At 69.3% G+C, this 15,072-nt stretch carries 19 protein-coding genes; 12 read left to right on the top strand and 7 right to left on the bottom strand.

All coding sequences use genetic code 11. The features are described from left to right. Nucleotides 1-106: 106 nt before the first annotated feature. From AC4BGC_RS20275 to AC4BGC_RS20240, 8 genes are all read left to right on the top strand, one after another. Nucleotides 107-664, top strand: coding sequence for a single-stranded DNA-binding protein (locus tag AC4BGC_RS20275; RefSeq protein ID WP_490557396.1), 558 nt, complete (start codon nucleotides 107-109; stop codon nucleotides 662-664). After that, nucleotides 552-1,130: a hypothetical protein gene (locus AC4BGC_RS20270; protein WP_490557395.1), complete on the top strand. Its 579-nt coding sequence runs from the start codon at nucleotides 552-554 to the stop codon at nucleotides 1,128-1,130. Before AC4BGC_RS20275 ends, AC4BGC_RS20270 begins: the two co-directional genes overlap by 113 nt. Nucleotides 1,131-1,264: 134 nt before the next feature. Next, a complete protein-coding gene (locus AC4BGC_RS20265; protein WP_490557394.1) occupies nucleotides 1,265-1,561 on the top strand; it encodes a hypothetical protein in 297 nt (98 codons plus the stop codon). After that, nucleotides 1,561-2,880, top strand: coding sequence for a hypothetical protein (locus AC4BGC_RS20260; protein ID WP_490557393.1), 1,320 nt, complete (start codon nucleotides 1,561-1,563; stop codon nucleotides 2,878-2,880). The genes AC4BGC_RS20265 and AC4BGC_RS20260 overlap by 1 nt, the downstream gene beginning before the upstream one ends. After that, complete coding sequence (locus AC4BGC_RS20255; RefSeq protein WP_490557392.1) at nucleotides 2,864-3,241, top strand: helix-turn-helix transcriptional regulator; 378 nt, start codon at nucleotides 2,864-2,866, stop codon at nucleotides 3,239-3,241. Before AC4BGC_RS20260 ends, AC4BGC_RS20255 begins: the two co-directional genes overlap by 17 nt. 30 nt (nucleotides 3,242-3,271) lie before the next feature. Continuing rightward, entirely contained in the window at nucleotides 3,272-4,660 is a 1,389-nt protein-coding gene (locus AC4BGC_RS20250; RefSeq protein WP_490557391.1) for a tyrosine-type recombinase/integrase, read from the top strand. A gap of 303 nt (nucleotides 4,661-4,963) precedes the next feature. Then, nucleotides 4,964-5,857, top strand: a complete 894-nt coding sequence (locus AC4BGC_RS20245) for an alpha/beta fold hydrolase (protein WP_490557390.1) — start codon at nucleotides 4,964-4,966, stop codon at nucleotides 5,855-5,857. Further along, nucleotides 5,854-6,726, top strand: coding sequence for an alpha/beta fold hydrolase (locus tag AC4BGC_RS20240; protein ID WP_490557389.1), 873 nt, complete (start codon nucleotides 5,854-5,856; stop codon nucleotides 6,724-6,726). The genes AC4BGC_RS20245 and AC4BGC_RS20240 overlap by 4 nt, the downstream gene beginning before the upstream one ends. Here the strand turns inward: AC4BGC_RS20240 and AC4BGC_RS20235 are convergent. Beyond that, nucleotides 6,723-7,871 (bottom strand): class I SAM-dependent RNA methyltransferase, encoded by a 1,149-nt coding sequence (locus AC4BGC_RS20235; protein WP_490557388.1) that lies wholly within the window; start codon nucleotides 7,869-7,871, stop codon nucleotides 6,723-6,725. The genes AC4BGC_RS20240 and AC4BGC_RS20235 overlap by 4 nt on opposite strands. Next, entirely contained in the window at nucleotides 7,868-9,895 is a 2,028-nt protein-coding gene (locus tag AC4BGC_RS20230) for an APC family permease (RefSeq protein WP_490548668.1), read from the bottom strand. The genes AC4BGC_RS20235 and AC4BGC_RS20230 overlap by 4 nt, the downstream gene beginning before the upstream one ends. Before the next feature lie 126 nt (nucleotides 9,896-10,021). On the opposite strand from AC4BGC_RS20230, the gene AC4BGC_RS20225 reads away from it, so the two are divergent. Beyond that, the gene (locus AC4BGC_RS20225) at nucleotides 10,022-10,669 is read left to right on the top strand and encodes a potassium channel family protein (RefSeq protein ID WP_490548898.1); all 648 of its coding nucleotides are present in this window, start codon (nucleotides 10,022-10,024) and stop codon (nucleotides 10,667-10,669) included. 2 nt (nucleotides 10,670-10,671) lie between these two features. Further along, nucleotides 10,672-11,361, top strand: a complete 690-nt coding sequence (locus AC4BGC_RS20220; RefSeq protein ID WP_490548667.1) for a potassium channel family protein — start codon at nucleotides 10,672-10,674, stop codon at nucleotides 11,359-11,361. Between the two features lies 1 nt (nucleotide 11,362). Here AC4BGC_RS20220 and AC4BGC_RS20215 read toward each other — a convergent pair whose 3' ends face one another. Genes AC4BGC_RS20215 through dut form a run of 4 tightly spaced genes read right to left on the bottom strand, consistent with a single transcriptional unit; the run spans nucleotide 11,363 to nucleotide 13,685 of the window. Then, nucleotides 11,363-12,118 carry a DUF3159 domain-containing protein gene (locus AC4BGC_RS20215; RefSeq protein ID WP_490557387.1) on the bottom strand — a complete coding sequence of 252 codons (756 nt, stop codon included), beginning with the start codon at nucleotides 12,116-12,118 and terminating at the stop codon, nucleotides 11,363-11,365. Beyond that, entirely contained in the window at nucleotides 12,115-12,483 is a 369-nt protein-coding gene (locus AC4BGC_RS20210; RefSeq protein WP_490557386.1) for an OB-fold nucleic acid binding domain-containing protein, read from the bottom strand. Before AC4BGC_RS20210 ends, AC4BGC_RS20215 begins: the two co-directional genes overlap by 4 nt. Nucleotides 12,484-12,510: 27 nt before the next feature. Then, complete coding sequence (locus AC4BGC_RS20205; protein ID WP_490557385.1) at nucleotides 12,511-13,173, bottom strand: DUF3710 domain-containing protein; 663 nt, start codon at nucleotides 13,171-13,173, stop codon at nucleotides 12,511-12,513. Further along, on the bottom strand, nucleotides 13,170-13,685 hold the full coding sequence (gene dut, locus AC4BGC_RS20200) for a dUTP diphosphatase (protein WP_490557384.1): 516 nt from the start codon (nucleotides 13,683-13,685) through the stop codon (nucleotides 13,170-13,172). Before dut ends, AC4BGC_RS20205 begins: the two co-directional genes overlap by 4 nt. 52 nt (nucleotides 13,686-13,737) lie before the next feature. Between dut and AC4BGC_RS20195 the strand changes: the two genes are divergently transcribed. Beyond that, nucleotides 13,738-14,214, top strand: coding sequence for a DUF3093 domain-containing protein (locus tag AC4BGC_RS20195; protein WP_490548662.1), 477 nt, complete (start codon nucleotides 13,738-13,740; stop codon nucleotides 14,212-14,214). Nucleotides 14,215-14,270: 56 nt separating this feature from the next. Next, nucleotides 14,271-14,612, top strand: a complete 342-nt coding sequence (locus AC4BGC_RS20190; protein WP_490548661.1) for a DUF4235 domain-containing protein — start codon at nucleotides 14,271-14,273, stop codon at nucleotides 14,610-14,612. Nucleotides 14,613-14,676: 64 nt separating this feature from the next. Here the strand turns inward: AC4BGC_RS20190 and AC4BGC_RS20185 are convergent, their stop codons facing one another. After that, nucleotides 14,677-14,967 carry a DUF4193 domain-containing protein gene (locus tag AC4BGC_RS20185; protein WP_490548660.1) on the bottom strand — a complete coding sequence of 97 codons (291 nt, stop codon included), beginning with the start codon at nucleotides 14,965-14,967 and terminating at the stop codon, nucleotides 14,677-14,679. Nucleotides 14,968-15,072: the final 105 nt, after the last annotated feature.

Genomic DNA, 15,072 nt, shown 5'->3' with positions numbered 1-15,072 from the left:
TGTGGCTTCCGAGATGTCGCCTTACCCGTCGGCGCGCTCGGCACAGGCGCACACCTAACTCCTGAGAGCGAGTGCCATCCGGGCACCGCCCGACGTCAGGAGTCAGATGATGACGATTCCCACCCAGATGAGCCTGCACGGGTTCATCGCCACCGCGCCCGAGCTCACGTTCACCGGCAAGGGTCACGCCCGGTTCTTCTGCCGGGTCGGCATCGAGCAGCACCGCAAGGAGGGCGACGGGTCGTTCACCAAGCTCGACCCCGTCTTCTGCGACATGGTCCTGTTCGACCGCGCGGCCGAGCGGGCCTACCCGCGGTTCAAGCCGGGCGACCAGATCGTCGCTTCCGGCTACATCCACGAGTACGAGCAGGAGCGACCCGGCGGTCCCAGCGAGATCCGCGAGCAGTTCGTGGCACGCCGGATCGGACACGACTGCGCCCGCACCCGCTACGTCGTGGACCGCAATCCTGCCAAGCAGCCCGACCCTCCGACCAACGAGATGACGTGGTCAACGAGCCGGCCCAGGCCGTCAGCTTCTGAAGGCCACCGTGATGAGCACCGACGTCGAATCCGACCAGCAGACGCTGGAGTTCGAGGGCGGCGACTCGTTCGAGGAGTTCGGCGGTCCCGACACTGTCTTCGGGACCGCCGACTTCGGCGATGAGCGCCCGCTGCGCCCGATCAACTGGAACCTCCTCACCGCGGACGAGGCATTCGACGAGTGGCACGACCTCGACGCGTGGGTGGACTGGCTGCGGCACACCTACGGCCTGCCGCCGACGGTGATCCCACCGCTGTGGCATCGCCACGACGAGCTGATCTGGGAACTCTCTGCACTCCACACCCACTGGCTCAACGCCTACGACCCCGATGGCTCGCCGTCAGCACCTCTCGCCTGGCATCGAGACTTCGCCGAGGCCCGAAACCGGCTACGCGAGTGGGTGTCCCTGTGCGGTACGCGGCTGGACCGTGACAGGCCGACCCGGCAGACCGCGTGGCCCGGAGAAGCCCCGTACGAGCCCGCGCCGGAGGTCGAGATCGTCGACCGACGAGCCGACTTCACCGCGTTCGTCGCCGAGGACCTCGCCGCCCGCAGAGCGATCGAAGACGCGGTTCGCTTCGCTGCGTAGCCGCGCACCCGATACACAGCGGGACTTTCCACCGGCTTGTCCACAGACAGGACTACGCGTTCTCGGCGTCCTCGATCGACCACTCGACGGTCGAAGACATGCCGACCATCTCCAGCCCCCGAAAGGACTCACCCATGCTGCTCGCCCACGCGGTGACCCTCGCGGAAGCCCGCTCCTACGTCGCCGCCCTGGCCGACGCCGCACTCACGACCGATGCGTCGATCGAGTACGACCGCGTGCTGCTCCAGATCGACTTCATCCACGGCGACTACATCCCCGGCATCAGCCCGGTCCCGGTCACCGACCGGAACGTCCTCTTCGAGGTCGCCGAGTCGGCCATCGAGGACCTCGTCAGGCACGGCATCGACTCCCTGACCGTCGAGCTCGTCCTCGACATGCTGTGGGCCGCGCGAGAACTGGATGCGCCCTGATGTACGGCGAGACCAGCGGGATGCTCCGAGAGGCCCTGGGTGAACTGCTGCGCCAGCACCGCATCCAGCAACGCATCGGCGGCGCCGGCCTGCACACCGTCCCCGAGACCACGACTCCCGATGAGCGGAAGCTGATCGGTGAGCAGATCGCGCGCTACCGCTACGCCGTACTCGTCTGGAGCCACCAGGCGATGCGCGCCGCCAACCCGCGCATCAACCTCGAAGGAAGCACCGGCCGCACCCGTGGCCCCGCCGAGGAGCTGCGCTATCGCCTGGAAGCCACTCTCGGCGCGACCGAGGTCAACCTGCCAACGATGGACGAGCTGCTCACCGAGCAGCCGTTCGCGCTCGTCGACACCTGGCGTCAGGCGGCTCGTGCTTGCGTGCTCGGCGAGCACGACTTCGCCAACGGTGTCGGGTACGGCCGTCTGTCCGAAGCCCAGTGCCTGACCGTCATCAAGGACGCGGCCGACGTGGTGCGTGCGGTCGTCAGCCTCGACCGTCGCTATGCCAACATCCCCGGCTGGCAGGCGCTCAAGGAGCCGGGCCGCCTTGGACGTGCGGCCGCGATGTGCGTGACACGGGCGGGATACGGCGAGTCGGACTACACCGTCGACCTTCGCGGATGGCGGCCCGAAGCAACGCTGATTGAAGGACCCGGGCTGCCCGGCATCACCGGCGTACTCCAGGCCCAGCACAACCTGCTCATCCACCTGGGAACATTCCCCACCGCCCACAACCTGCGTGTCGTGCTCGACTCCCAACGCATCGTCTCGCGTGAAGCAGCCCGCCGACTCCAAACCATCGACCCGACCATCGCGGTCCGGTGGGAGCGACGTGCTGAGAGCTACGGGCGACTCGTCCACGAGACCCGTGACCTCGGCGGGATGGTCGGGAACGGTGGACCCGCCGCCGGCCAAGGCTCCGTCGCTGCCGTCCGCATGGAGAAACTCGGCCGGGACGGACTTGCCAATCCCCCGCAGAACCGTCGGCTCCAGCGGGTCAGCGCGGGCATCGACGACCGGATCTGCAACGTCATCGAGCACGGCTTCGCCCAGCGCCTCTACTTCCAGCGCATCAACGTCCCCGTACTCGACGACCACAACGGCGAACTCATCCGCGTCACCCGGCAGACGTTCGTGCCCATCACCACGCCCGTGCAGACCGAGCTGCTCGCAATCGTGCGCAGCGACCTGCGGCCCACACCTATCCAACGAAAGGCGCCGAAAGGTGCAGCGCAAAGCCGCCTCGACTTCGAGGCCGCGCTGCACCACCGTCCACCATCGAGAGGAGCGAGCCCTGATGTCCCGTCGATCTGACACCCCATCCACCGCGAGCAGCGGCGACAAGGAGATGCCCTTGGCCCTCGTCGTCCCGCTTCCCCAAGACCCCTTCCTCAACACCGAGGACGCCTGTGGCTATCTCGGCGTCCCGAAGGCCACGCTCCTGACCTGGCGGGTCCGTCGTCCCGGCTATGGCCCACGCGCAGTGAAGGCCGGCGGCAGGCTCAAGTACCGCCTGTCCGAGCTCGACCGGTGGCTCCGGGACCACGAGGAGTCGTTCGGACTCGGCGACGACAACGAAGGCGCCGACCCCGCCTCGGAGGGCGGTCGGCAGGTTCGGAGCCGCAGCCGCGCAAGCCGGGTGCGGGGTGGAGCCCTCCGGACAGCGCAGCCCTGACGGGATCAGGTACACGAAAGGGAATCAGAAATGGCCCGACAGAAGTTGGTGGTCGGCACCTACGGCGACATCAACTGCACACAACGTGCCAATGGGACGTGGCTGGCTCGTGCCCGCTACTGCGATGTCGACGGCGTCGTCCGCGAGTACCGCAAGAGCGGCGAAACGAAGAACAAGGCGAGGGCCAACCTCAAGGCATTCTTCGTCGAGCACACCGGCACGTTCGGGGATGGCGCCATCGCTCCCGACGACACGGTCCAGGAACTGCTCGACCTCTGGTTCGCCAAGATGGAAAACGCCGACGGCAGTCCCAACTCGGAGACCCTGGAGCGTTACCGCTATCACCTGCGTTGGGTGCTCGACGGCGACAAGACCGAGCACCCTCTGGGGGCCTACCAACTGCGACACGTTCGGCCCGTCATCATCCAGGCGGCTCTGGACAGCGCCGGAGTCTCAGCGGACATGCGCAAGCGGATTCGCAGCGTCCTGGTGCGGGCCTTCCACATGGCGATCTTCCACGAGGCGCTCAACGGCAACCCGGCAACAGCCGTCCCGTCAGTCCCTGTGCCGAAGGTCAAGAGGAAGCCGGTAGCGGTCGAGGACCTCGACGCTGTGCGTGCGGCCATCCGTGAGTGGGCGAACGCCGAGCGGCGCAATGGCCCGAAGAGTGTCGACCTCCCGGACATCGTCGACATGCTCATCGCCACCGGTATGCGGATCGGCGAACTGCTCGCCCTGCGCTGGTCCGACATCGAGCTGACCGCCCCTCCCGCGCGCCGCGACGACGAGACCTGGTTCCCGTGGCTCATGGTCAACGGCCAGATCACCTCCAAGGGCAAGCGGGTCGACTACGGCAAAACCCACGCCGCGATCCGCCCCATCGCACTCCCCGACTGGGCCGTTGCCATCCTGCGCCGACGCAAGCTGGAGCAGCCACCGAACGACATCGACGCAGTCTTCGCCAGCCGCAACGGAACCTGGCACTTTCCGGCAACGTCCAGAGTCGGCTGTGGCACATCCGCCAGCTCGACGGGTACGCCGACATCGCCGCGCTCCGCGACGTCTCGCCGCACTCCTTCCGTCGGACGGTGGCGACCGAGATCGACGAGGTCTACGACGCCGACGCCGCAAAGGACCAGCTCGGCCACACGTCCAAGACGGTCACCGAGCGGCACTACATCAACCGCCGGCTCGTGGTGCCGGACTACCGCGCCGCGACGGAGCGGCTTGCTCCTCGGACTGAGCCCGCCGACGATCCCGAAATCGAGCTCTGAGAGCCCTCAGACCCCCGGAACGGCCCCGTGGACCCCTCTTCGCACTACGCGTCGGCCCACGGGCCGTTCTTCGCGTTCTGGAGCGGTCTCCGCGCCCGGCAGCGGGGCGCTCGCAAACTCAAAGTGCGCCCAAAGCGCGCCCTAAGCCCGGATTTTCGAGGTCGGCGCTAACACCCCGACTTGCATCACCGCAGGTCAGAGCCTGTTTTCGTCAGCAAAGCGACGCATTCGACGTGGTGCGTCATCGGGAAGAGGTCGATGTGCCCGAGCCTGAGTGCGATCCTGTGCGACTGGCTGCACTCCATGGACGAAACTGCCCTCTGGCCTGCAGCGATGCCGCCCACGGGGTGTGTACTCACAGGTTGTCGGGAAGCCGCGCCCGCCTCTGTAGCCTGTGACTCGGCGGACCAGCAATTCGAGGCAGTCTGCCGAAGGGGGACAAGTAGTCGTGCCACTCATCGTCCCGACCGACGACGGCCGCAGCCTCGAGGTGCTCGACGCGGGGCCGGACGACGGGTTCCCGCTCCTGTACCACCACGGGACTCCCCAAGGTGCGGTGCCTTTCCCGACCCTGGAGCGCGCCGCGGCGGAGCAGGGTCTCCGGGTGATCTCCTACTCGCGCCCGGGGTACGGCGCCTCGTCGCCGCGCCCGGACGGGGCAACGACGGCGCGGGTCGCCGATGACGTCGCGGACACCGTCACGGTGCTCGACCACCTCGGGGTGGGCAACTTTCTCACCATCGGGTGGTCCGGCGGTGGGCCGCGCGCGCTGGCCTGCGCTGCGCTGCTGCCGGACCGGTGTCTGGCGGCCGCGTGCTGCGTCGGCATCGCTCCAGCCAATGAGTACGACGGGGACATTCGCGACGGCATGGCCGAGGAAAACGTCGCGGAGTACACGGCCGTCTTCGCCGGTGTCGAGGCGCTCGAGGCGTTCCTGGAGACCCAGACGGGGTTCTTCACCGTCAGTGCCGAGGACGTCGCCGTAGGACTTGGCGCGCTGGCGCCCCCGGTGGACCGCGCCGCGCTGGACGGCGAACTGGCCGGGTATCTCGCAGCCTCGGTCAACGCTGCCGGACGTCAGGGCATCGTGGGGTGGCGCGACGACGACATGACCCACACGCGTCCTTGGGGGTTCGACCTGCAAGCGATCCGAGTACCGGTCTCGGTGTGGCAAGGCCGCCTGGACGCGATGGTGCCGTTCGCCCACGCGGAGTGGCTGGCCGTGAACGTCGCCGGGGCGTCGGCGCAACTGCTCGAGGGAGAGGGCCACCTGTCCCTCATACAGAAGGCCCCAGTGATCCTCAAGGATCTCCGCCAGCTCGGCGGCATACCCACGGCATGATTGAGCGCGAGATCGTGACGGGACGTCATTCGATCCTGGTCCGGGAAGCTGGGGACTCCGGGGGAACTCCGATCGTCTACTTCCACGGCACGCCCGGGTCGCGACTGGATCTCAGCTTCGGTGAGGAGATCGCCACGGCACTGGGAGTCCGGGTGGTCAGCTTCGACCGGCCGGGCTACGGCGGCTCTGGTCCCGGTCCGTACAGCCTCATCAGCATCGCGCACGATGTCGAAGCTCTCGCGGACAGTCTCGGTATAGGGCGGTTTGCAGCATTCGGGTGGTCAGGGGGTGGACCCTTTGCGCTAGCCGCCGCGGCAGTGCTGGGCGAACGCGTGATCCGAGCGGGCGTGGCTGGTGGGAACGCGCCGTTCCAACAGGTGCCGGGGGCGCTCGAGAGCTTCACCGACAACGACCGCCTTGCCCTCTCATTCCTCCCCGACGAGCCGGCTCGTGCCGCCGAACAGTTCGGCATCGGCAACGAGGAGATGTTGCAAACCATGATGTCGGTCCGCGACGACGAGCAGGCCCCCTGGATCGACTGGCTTTGGGGCGAGACGGATCCAGCCGTGGTCTGTGACCCGGTCTTGCGCGGAAACCTCTTCTCGGTGCTGCATGAGGGCTTGCGGCAAGGGCCGATGGGAATTGCCTGGGACAACGTCGCCTGGTGCGGCCCATGGGGTATCGAGTTGGAGGACATCCGATGCCCGGTCCACCTCTGGTACGGCGAACTCGACCAGATGGCTCCACCTGTCAACGGCGAATGGTTGCGGCACCACCTGCCCGACGCCAGCCTCGTCGTCTACCCCGGAGAGGGGCACCTGGTGCCGCTGCGGCACTGGGAGGAAATCGTGGGGACTCTGACCCGCTAGTGAGGGGGTCCGCATCTCACGAGTTGCGCAACAACCTCCACATGACTGGTCATCGGGAACAGGTCGAACGCTCGCAGCTCCTCGAGCCGGTAGCCCGCCTCGGCGAAGTAGGAGATGTCGCGGGCCAGAGCGGCGGGGTCGCAGGCGACGTACGCCACCGCGCGGGGGCCCTGCTCGGCGACGGCGCGCACCACCTGCCGCTTGGCACCGGCCCGGGGCGGGTCGAGCACGACGAGGTCGGAACGCGCATCGCTCTTGGCGAGCCGGTGCAGGGCACGGTCGACGCGGTCGCGCACCACCCTCACCCAGTCGTACGACGAGAGGTTGGCCCGGGCACTCTCGGTGGCCGAGCGGTCGCTCTCGATCGCCGTGACCGCACCGGCAGGACCGACCGCGTCGGCGAGGTAGGCCGTGAACAGGCCGACGCCGGAGTAGAGGTCGAGCACCTGCTCCCCCGGCTGCGGCGAGAGCATCCCCAGGACCGTCTCCACGAGGACCCGCGGAGCCCCCGGGTGCACCTGCCAGAAGCCGTCACCGGCCACCGTGAACTCGTGGTTGCCCAGGAGCTGGGACTCGACGCGCTCCACGACCGGGTCGGAGGTGTCCGGCTCGCGGGCGTCGGGGTGGGCGATCAGGCACCGCTCCACCTCGATCACGTCGTGCGAGCGGTGCTTGCGCAGCCCGCGCCCGCCGCCGGGCAGGTGGACGTACTGCATCCGGGTCCGCCAGAACAGGCCGTCCTGGTCGCCCGGCACCGGCTCGACGGTCACCTCGCGATCGATCCCGGCGAGGCGGGAGAGCTGCTCGGCCACCACGGCGGCCTTGAGGCGGCGCTGCTCTGAGAGCTCGACGTGCTGGAAGTCGCAGCCGCCGCAGCCTCCGGGGTGCGCCAGCGGGCAGGGCGGCTCCACCCGGTGCGCCGAGGGCGTCTCGATGCGTACGGCGTCACCGCGCAGGAACTTGCCGCTGTCCTCGGTGATCTCGACCGTGACCCGCTCACCGGGCAGGGCGTGCCGCACGAACACGACCATCTCCCGGTCGTCCGCACCGGTGTGCACCCGGGCGACGAAGTGGCCGCCGTGCGCCACCGGCCCCACCTCCACCTCGAAGCGGCGACCCACGAGCGGGGACTGCTCCGTCGTCATCGCCCGGTCCTGGTGCGTCCGCGACGGATGTCGCCGGGCCGCAGCCGGTGCAGGTCGCCGTCCGCGCGTTCCTTGGCAGCCTCGGCCCCGCGCAGCTGGTAGGGCACCGAGATCACCATGACGCCCGGAGTGAACAGCAGCCGGGCCTTGAGGCGCAGCGCCGACTGGTTGTGCAGCGCCTGCTCCCACCAGCGGCCCACGACGTACTCGGGGATGTAGACCGCCACGACCCCGCGCGGGTTCGCCTTGCGGATCTCCGCGGTGTACTGGACGACCGGCCGGATCACCTCGCGGTACGGCGAGTACAGGATCTTCAGCGGTACGTCGATCCGGCGCGCGTCCCACTCGTCGACCAGCCGGTCCGAGGAGGTCCCGTCGACGTCCACCGACACCGCCTCGAGAATGTTGGGCCGACTCGCCTTGGCATAGGCCAGCGCCCGCATCGTCGGCTTGTGCAGCTTGGAGACCAGCACGATCGCGTGCACGCGCGTCGGGAGCATCTGGTCGTCGTCGCCCACGGCGAGCTCGTCCTCGACCCGGTCGTAGTGGCGCCGGATCGAGCGCAGGAGGGCGTAGAAGACCAGCATGGCGAGGATCGCGATCCAGGCGCCCGCGAGGAACTTCGTGAGCAGCACGATGACGAACACCACCGCCGTCATCGCCAGGCCGATCGTGTTGATCACCCGCGAGCGGAACATCCGGCGGCGCTCGGCGGGGTCGGTCTCGGACTTCAGCAACCGGGTCCAGTGCAGGATCATCCCGAGCTGGCTGAGGTTGAACGAGACGAACACCCCGACGATGTAGAGCTGGATCAGCCGGGTCACCTCGGCGTCGAACGCGACGATGAGCACCATCGCGAACCCGGCCAGGATCAAGATGCCGTTGCTGTAGGCGAGCCGGTCGCCGCGCGAGCCGAGCTGCCGCGGCGCGAACCCGTCCTTGGCGAGGATCGAACCGAGCACGGGGAAGCCGTTGAACGCCGTGTTGGCGGCCAGCACCAGGATGATCCCGGTCATCGCGACCACGAAGTAGAACCCGGGCGGGAAGTCGCTGAACACCGCCCGCGCGATCTGGGCGATCACGGTGTGCTGGTCGTAGCCCTTGGGCAGCGCGGAGCCGTCGGGGTTGGTGAGCCGGTCCAGCTCGTGCGGGTCGACGTACCTCAGGCCCATCGACCGGGCCAGCACGATGATGCTCAGCATCATCGTGATCGAGATGGCCCCGAGCAGGAACAGCGTCGTGGCGGCGTTGCGGCTCTTCGGCTTGCGGAAAGCGGGCACGCCGTTGGAGATGGCCTCCACCCCGGTCAGCGCCGCACAGCCCGACGAGAACGCCCGCGCCAGCAGGAAGATCATCGCGACCTGGGTGATCTCACCCTCGTACCCCGGGGACGGGGTGATCACCAGGTCGGCGCTCTCCACGTCGGGCAGGGTGCCCTCGGCGGCCCTCAGGGCGCCGTACAGCCCCATTCCGAGCACGGCGATCATGAAGCCGTACGTCGGCACCGCGAAGAAGGCGCCCGACTCCCGGACCCCGCGCAGGTTGACCGCGGCCAGCGCCAGCACCAGGCCGCACGCCACCGTCGACTCGTGACCGGAGATCTGCGGGATCGCCGAGGCGGCGTTCTGGACCCCCGAGGAGATCGACACCGCCACCGTGAGCACGTAGTCGACCAGCAGCGCAGCCGCGACCGTCACCCCGGCGTTCTTGCCCAGGTTGACCTTGGCGACCTCGTAGTCACCGCCGCCGCTGGGGTAGGCGTGCACGTTCTGCCGGTACGACGCGACCACGGTCAGCATCACCAGCGCGACGGCGAGGCCGATCTTCCAGCTGAACGCGTACGCCGAGGCGCCCGCGATCGAGAGCATGATGAAGACCTCGTCCGGCGCGTAGGCCACCGAGGAGAGCGCGTCGCTGGCGAAGACGGGCAGGGCGATGCGCTTCGGCAGCAAGGTCTCGCCCAGCTGGGAGCTGCGCAGCTTGCGGCCGAGCAGAATCCGCTTCGAGACATTGCCGACGCCCACCCTGCGAGGTTAGGGCACGTGGACCGGTTGCGCGGCGGGACGGGGAGTGATGTAGGTCGCCGTTCTCACGGACCGGTAACCCGGGGGCCTTGATGCCCTAGTGTTCCTCACGTGCACGTCGTGATCATGGGCTGCGGCCGCGTCGGCTCGACGCTCGCCCGCAGCCTCGAGGACCGGAACCACACCGTGAGCGTCATCGACAGCAACCCCGATGCGTTCCGGCGGCTGGGTCCCTCCTTCAACGGCACCAAGGTGACCGGCTACGGGTTCGACCAGGCGGTCCTCACCGAGGCCGGTATCCAGCGCGCGGACGCGTTCGCGGCGGTCAGCAGCGGCGACAACTCCAACATCATCGCGGCCCGGGTGGCCCGGGAGACCTTCGGGATCCAGCAGGTCGTCGCCCGGATCTACGACCCCGGTCGCGCCGAGGTCTACCAGCGGCTCGGGATCACCACGGTCGCCACGGTGAAGTGGACCGCCGACCAGGTGCTCCGGCGGATCCTTCCTGCCGGCGCCGAGCCGGACTTCCGGGACCCCTCGGGCACGATCCGGGTCGACCACGTGCCCGTCTCCGAGGTCTGGGTGGGCCACCGCACGGTGCACTTCCAGGAGCAGTCCACCAGCCGGATCGCCTGGATCGACCGGCTCGGCGAGGGCATGCTGCCCACCAGGGAGTCGGTGCTCCAGGAGGGCGACGAGCTCCACCTGGTGATGCGCGAGCAGAACGCCGCCCGGGTCTACGACGTTCTCAAGAAGGGTCCGGAGGCCGAGTAGGGATGCGCGTCGCAATCGCAGGTGCTGGAGCCGTGGGCCGTTCGATCGCCCGCGAGCTGATCGGGAACGGCCACGAGGTGCTGCTCATCGACAAGGAGCCCTCCTCGATCAAGCCCGACCGCGTCCCCGACGCCGAGTGGCTGCTCGCGGACTCCTGCGAGCTCTCCTCGCTGGAGGAGGCACGGCTCGAGGAGTGCGACGTGGTGATCGCCGCGACCGGTGACGACAAGGCCAACCTGGTCACCTCGCTGCTCGCGAAGACCGAGTTCGGGGTTCCCCGCACCGTCGCCCGGGTCAACCACCCCAACAACGAGTGGCTGTTCACCGAGGCGTGGGGTGTCGACGTCAACGTCTCGACGCCGCGGATCATGTCGGCGCTGGTCGAGGAGGCGGTCACGGTCGGCGACCTCGTCCGGCTGTTCACCTTCCGCAAGGGCAACGCCAACCTGGTCGAGATGACGATGCCCTCGAACTCGCCGTACGTCGGCAAGCCCTCGGGCCTGGTCCCGTTCCCGGAGAACTGCGCCCTGGTGACCATCCTGCGCGACGGGCAGGTCTACACCCCGGACCCCGAGCAGCCCATCGAGGCCGGCGACGAGCTGCTGTTCGTCGTACCGGCCGAGCTCGAGGAGGAGCTGGAGAGGATGCTGGCGCCCGACGAGCACAGCGGTGGCAAGCGCCACACCAACTGACTCACAGGCGCGGTCCGGGCTCCCCGGGGGCCACGGGCGTGCTGTTGCGGGTGAGCAGCCAGACCATCCCGGCGAGGCAGGCGACCTGGAGCGGCCACCCCATGGCCAGCTTCGCGACGCCGAGCGCGGCGACCGCGGAGTCGGTGGACCACCAGCCGTTGCGCCCGGCGAGGTAGATCGGCGCCTGGACCACGACCCGGAGCACGCACGGCAGCGCCAGCAGCCAGGTCAACCGGCTGCACAGGCGTACGACGTTCCGGTCGGCGTGCCACGCCGTCGGGTCACCGGCCACGCTGCCGACCAGGAAGCCAACCAGCGGCCAGCGGATCACGATCGTGAAGACCATCAGCACCGCGTAGGCGAAGTTGTAGAGCAGGCCGGGCAGGAAGTACGCGAGGGCCTGCTCCCCCTCGTCGCCGCCGCCGCGCGCGGCGCGCCAGGCGAACAGGGCGCCGATCCCGATGCCCACCAGTGCGTTGAGCACGAACTGGGGCGAGGAGCGCTGCGCGAGGCGCACCGCCAGCAACAGCCCGGCGCAGCCGACGCTGACGATGATCGCCAGCCGGAGGTCGTGCACGGTCAGGAAGAGCACCGTGAACGCGATCGTCGGCACCGCCGCCTCGAGCATGCCGCGGGTGCCGCCCAGCGCGGTGGAGAGCTGCTTGCGGATCACCTCCTCGACCGTGCGGGCAGTCGGCTGCCCGTCGGGAGCGGTCCGGGCGGCTCCCCCGGAGGATCCCGGCATCTCAGAGGTCACCGGGGCCTCAGCTCGTAGCGCGGGTTGTACATCACCCGGACACCGTCCTGCAGGCCGATCCGGCCCTCGACCCTCATGCTGCGGCCCGGGGCGATGCCGCCGATCCGGCGCCGGCCGAGCCACACCACGCTGATCGAGCCGGAGCCGTCGTAGAGCTCGGCCTCCAGCGCGGGCACGCCACCGCGCGGGCGCAGGGTGACGGTCCGCAGGGTCCCCTGGACCACGACCCGGCGCCGGTCCGGCGCGTCGGCGACGGTGACCAGACCCGCCTTCTCGGCGCCCTCACGGAGCTCCTTGGCCTCGTCGCGGTCCTGGTTGGCCCAGCGACTGATGGAAGCCCGCAGGCGGCCTTTGTGCGGGGACATGCGGCACAGACTAGTCAGTCGCCCCAGTCACTCGCCGGGTGCGTCGACGCGGCGCGCCTCCGGCGGCAGCGTCAGCGGCAGGGGCGCACCGGGGGCCATCGCCCCGCGGCCACGGCGTACGACGACCTTGCGGATCGTCTCCTCCCACCGGGAGGCGAGCTCGGGGTCCAGGGCGGGCGGGCCGATGATCGTGGCTCGCAGCAGCCAGGCCGGGCCCTCGCAGCCGATGACGCGGGACGCCTGGGTCGCCGGGTTCCCGTTCTGGTCCTGGATCGGCACCATGCACAGCAGCTCGGTGCCGAAGGTGCCCGACTGCTCGTCGGCGGTGCCGCCCATGCGCGCCATCTCCGCGGCGATCCGCGGCCGCAGCTCGTCCCAGGCCCCGCCTCCACGGGAGGCTGCGAACGCCCGCAGCTCCAGGGCACCGTCCTCACCGACCAGCACGACGGCGATCACCTGGCCGGAATCCTCGTCGACCTGCAGCTGGAGCTCCTGCGCGCCGACCGGCGCGATCAGCAGGCTGCCGAGGTCGATGCCCTCGTGGTCCTCGTCCTGGAGCTCGGATGCGTCCAGCGGACCGCGCGGGCTCTCGGCCACGGCCGGGTCCGAGGCGAGCGTGGAGTCCTCGGACTCCTCGACCTCCGGGGTCTCCTGGGACTGCGCCGAGCCTGACTTGCGGCCGAACCTCACGTTGCTGTCCCTCCTGCCCGGCCCTGTTCGGGGTCCTGGCCGGTCTCCTGGCTGCTCCTGGGGGGCGCCTCCTGGTGGAAGCCTCCTGTGGAACCGTAGCCCCCGGCGCCGCGGACCGACTCCGGCAGGTCGTCGGCCTCGAGGAACACCGCGGTCTCGAAGCGCTGGATCACCAGCTGGGCGATCCGGTCACCGCGGTGCACGTCGAACGGCTCGTGGCGGTCGGTGTTGACCAGGCACACCTTGATCTCCCCGCGGTAGCCGGCGTCGATGGTCCCGGGCGTGTTGACGACCGAGATGCCGTGGCGGGCCGCGAGCCCCGAGCGCGGGTGCACCAGCCCGACGTACCCCTCCGGGAGCGCCATCGCGATCCCCGTCGGCACCAGGGCACGTTCGCCGGGCTCCAGGGTGAGGTCGACCGTGGAACGCAGATCGGCGCCGGCGTCCCCGGGGTGGGCGTAGGAGGGGACGGGCAGCCCTTCGTCGATGCGCCTGATCGTGATGTGCACCATGGCTGGGGACCCTACCCGCGTGACACAGGATCGGAGGTGACAGGCTTTGCCCGTGCCGCCGCCAGCCTCCGTTGCGTACTCAGAGAGCCTCTACGTGCCGTTGCGCTGGTGGGTCCAGGCGACGATGCTCCTCGCCACGCTGTGGCTGGCGTTCATCGTGGCGATGCCCGCCTGGGCCGCCTGGCTGGCCAGCGGTTCGCTCCTGCTGGTGATCTTCGGGCTGTTCGCGTGGGCCGGCAGCGCCCGCGTCGCGATCCGGGACGGGGTCTTCCACGCCGGCCGGGCGCACATCCCCGTCGAGCACCTCGGCGCGGCCGAGCCCCTGGACCCGGAGCAGACCCGCCGGGTCCACGGCGTCGACGCCGACGTCCGCGCGTTCCTCGTGACCCGCCCCTACCTGAAGCGGTCGGTGAAGGTAGCCGTCTCCGACCCGGCCGACCCCACGCCGTACTGGCTGGTCTCCACGCGGCACCCGGATCGGCTCGCGGCCGCGCTCACCAGCGCCGAGATCGCCGGCCGTCCTGACTAGGGTGGGCGGTTCCTGGGTACCCAATCCCTGACATCGCCCCACCTGAAAGGCAGGACATGGCCAAGGACAAGTCGAAGAAGTCGCAGGACAGCTCGAAGGTGTGGTCGATCTTCTCGCTCGCGGCAGCGCTGTTCGGCGCCACCGTGGCGCGCAAGAGCCTCACCAAGGCCTGGCAGACCGCCACCGGCAAGAACCCCCCGGCGAACCCCGCCGACCCCGACGTGGAGCTGTGGGAGGCCGTGCTGTGGGCCGTGGCCAGCGGTACTGCGGTCCAGGTGGCGCGGATGCTGGCAACCCGGAAGGCGGCGAACTACTACGCCAAGTCCACCGGCCACCTGCCCCCGGGGCTCGGTTCGGACGAACAGAGCACCAAGAAGGCGAAGGCTGCGACCAGCTGACCCGGACCTGAGATGACGAAGGGCCGCTCTCCCGGTGGGAGAGCGGCCCTTCGTGCTGCGTGGGTCAGGCGCAGTCGCGACAGATCAGCTTCTTCTCGTCAGCGAGCTGACTGCGGTGGTGCACCAGGAAGCAGCTCATGCAGGTGAACTCGTCCACCTGCTTGGGCTTGACCTCGACGGCCAGCTCCTCGTGCGAGAGGTCCGCCCCCGGGAGCTCGAAGGACTCGGCTGCTTCAGCCTCGTCCTCGTCGACCTTTCCGGAGTTCTTGTCGTGACGGCGCGCCTTGAGCTCTTCGAGGCTGTCCTCGTTCTGCTCTTCTTCGGTCTTGCGCGGTGCGTCGTAATCGGTTGCCATGCGTATCTTTCTCCTGCTCCCCAGTCCCAGCGTGGTTTCCGGGCGTCGGTTGGGCCAGTGCCCTAATCGAGCCCCGAGATTCATCGGAGCGTCGAAATCACGTGT

Source organism: Nocardioides sp. Z38_18 (assembly GCF_058215695.1).
Note: the sequence above shows the minus strand (reverse complement) of the source record. Positions and strands in the feature narration are given on the sequence as shown.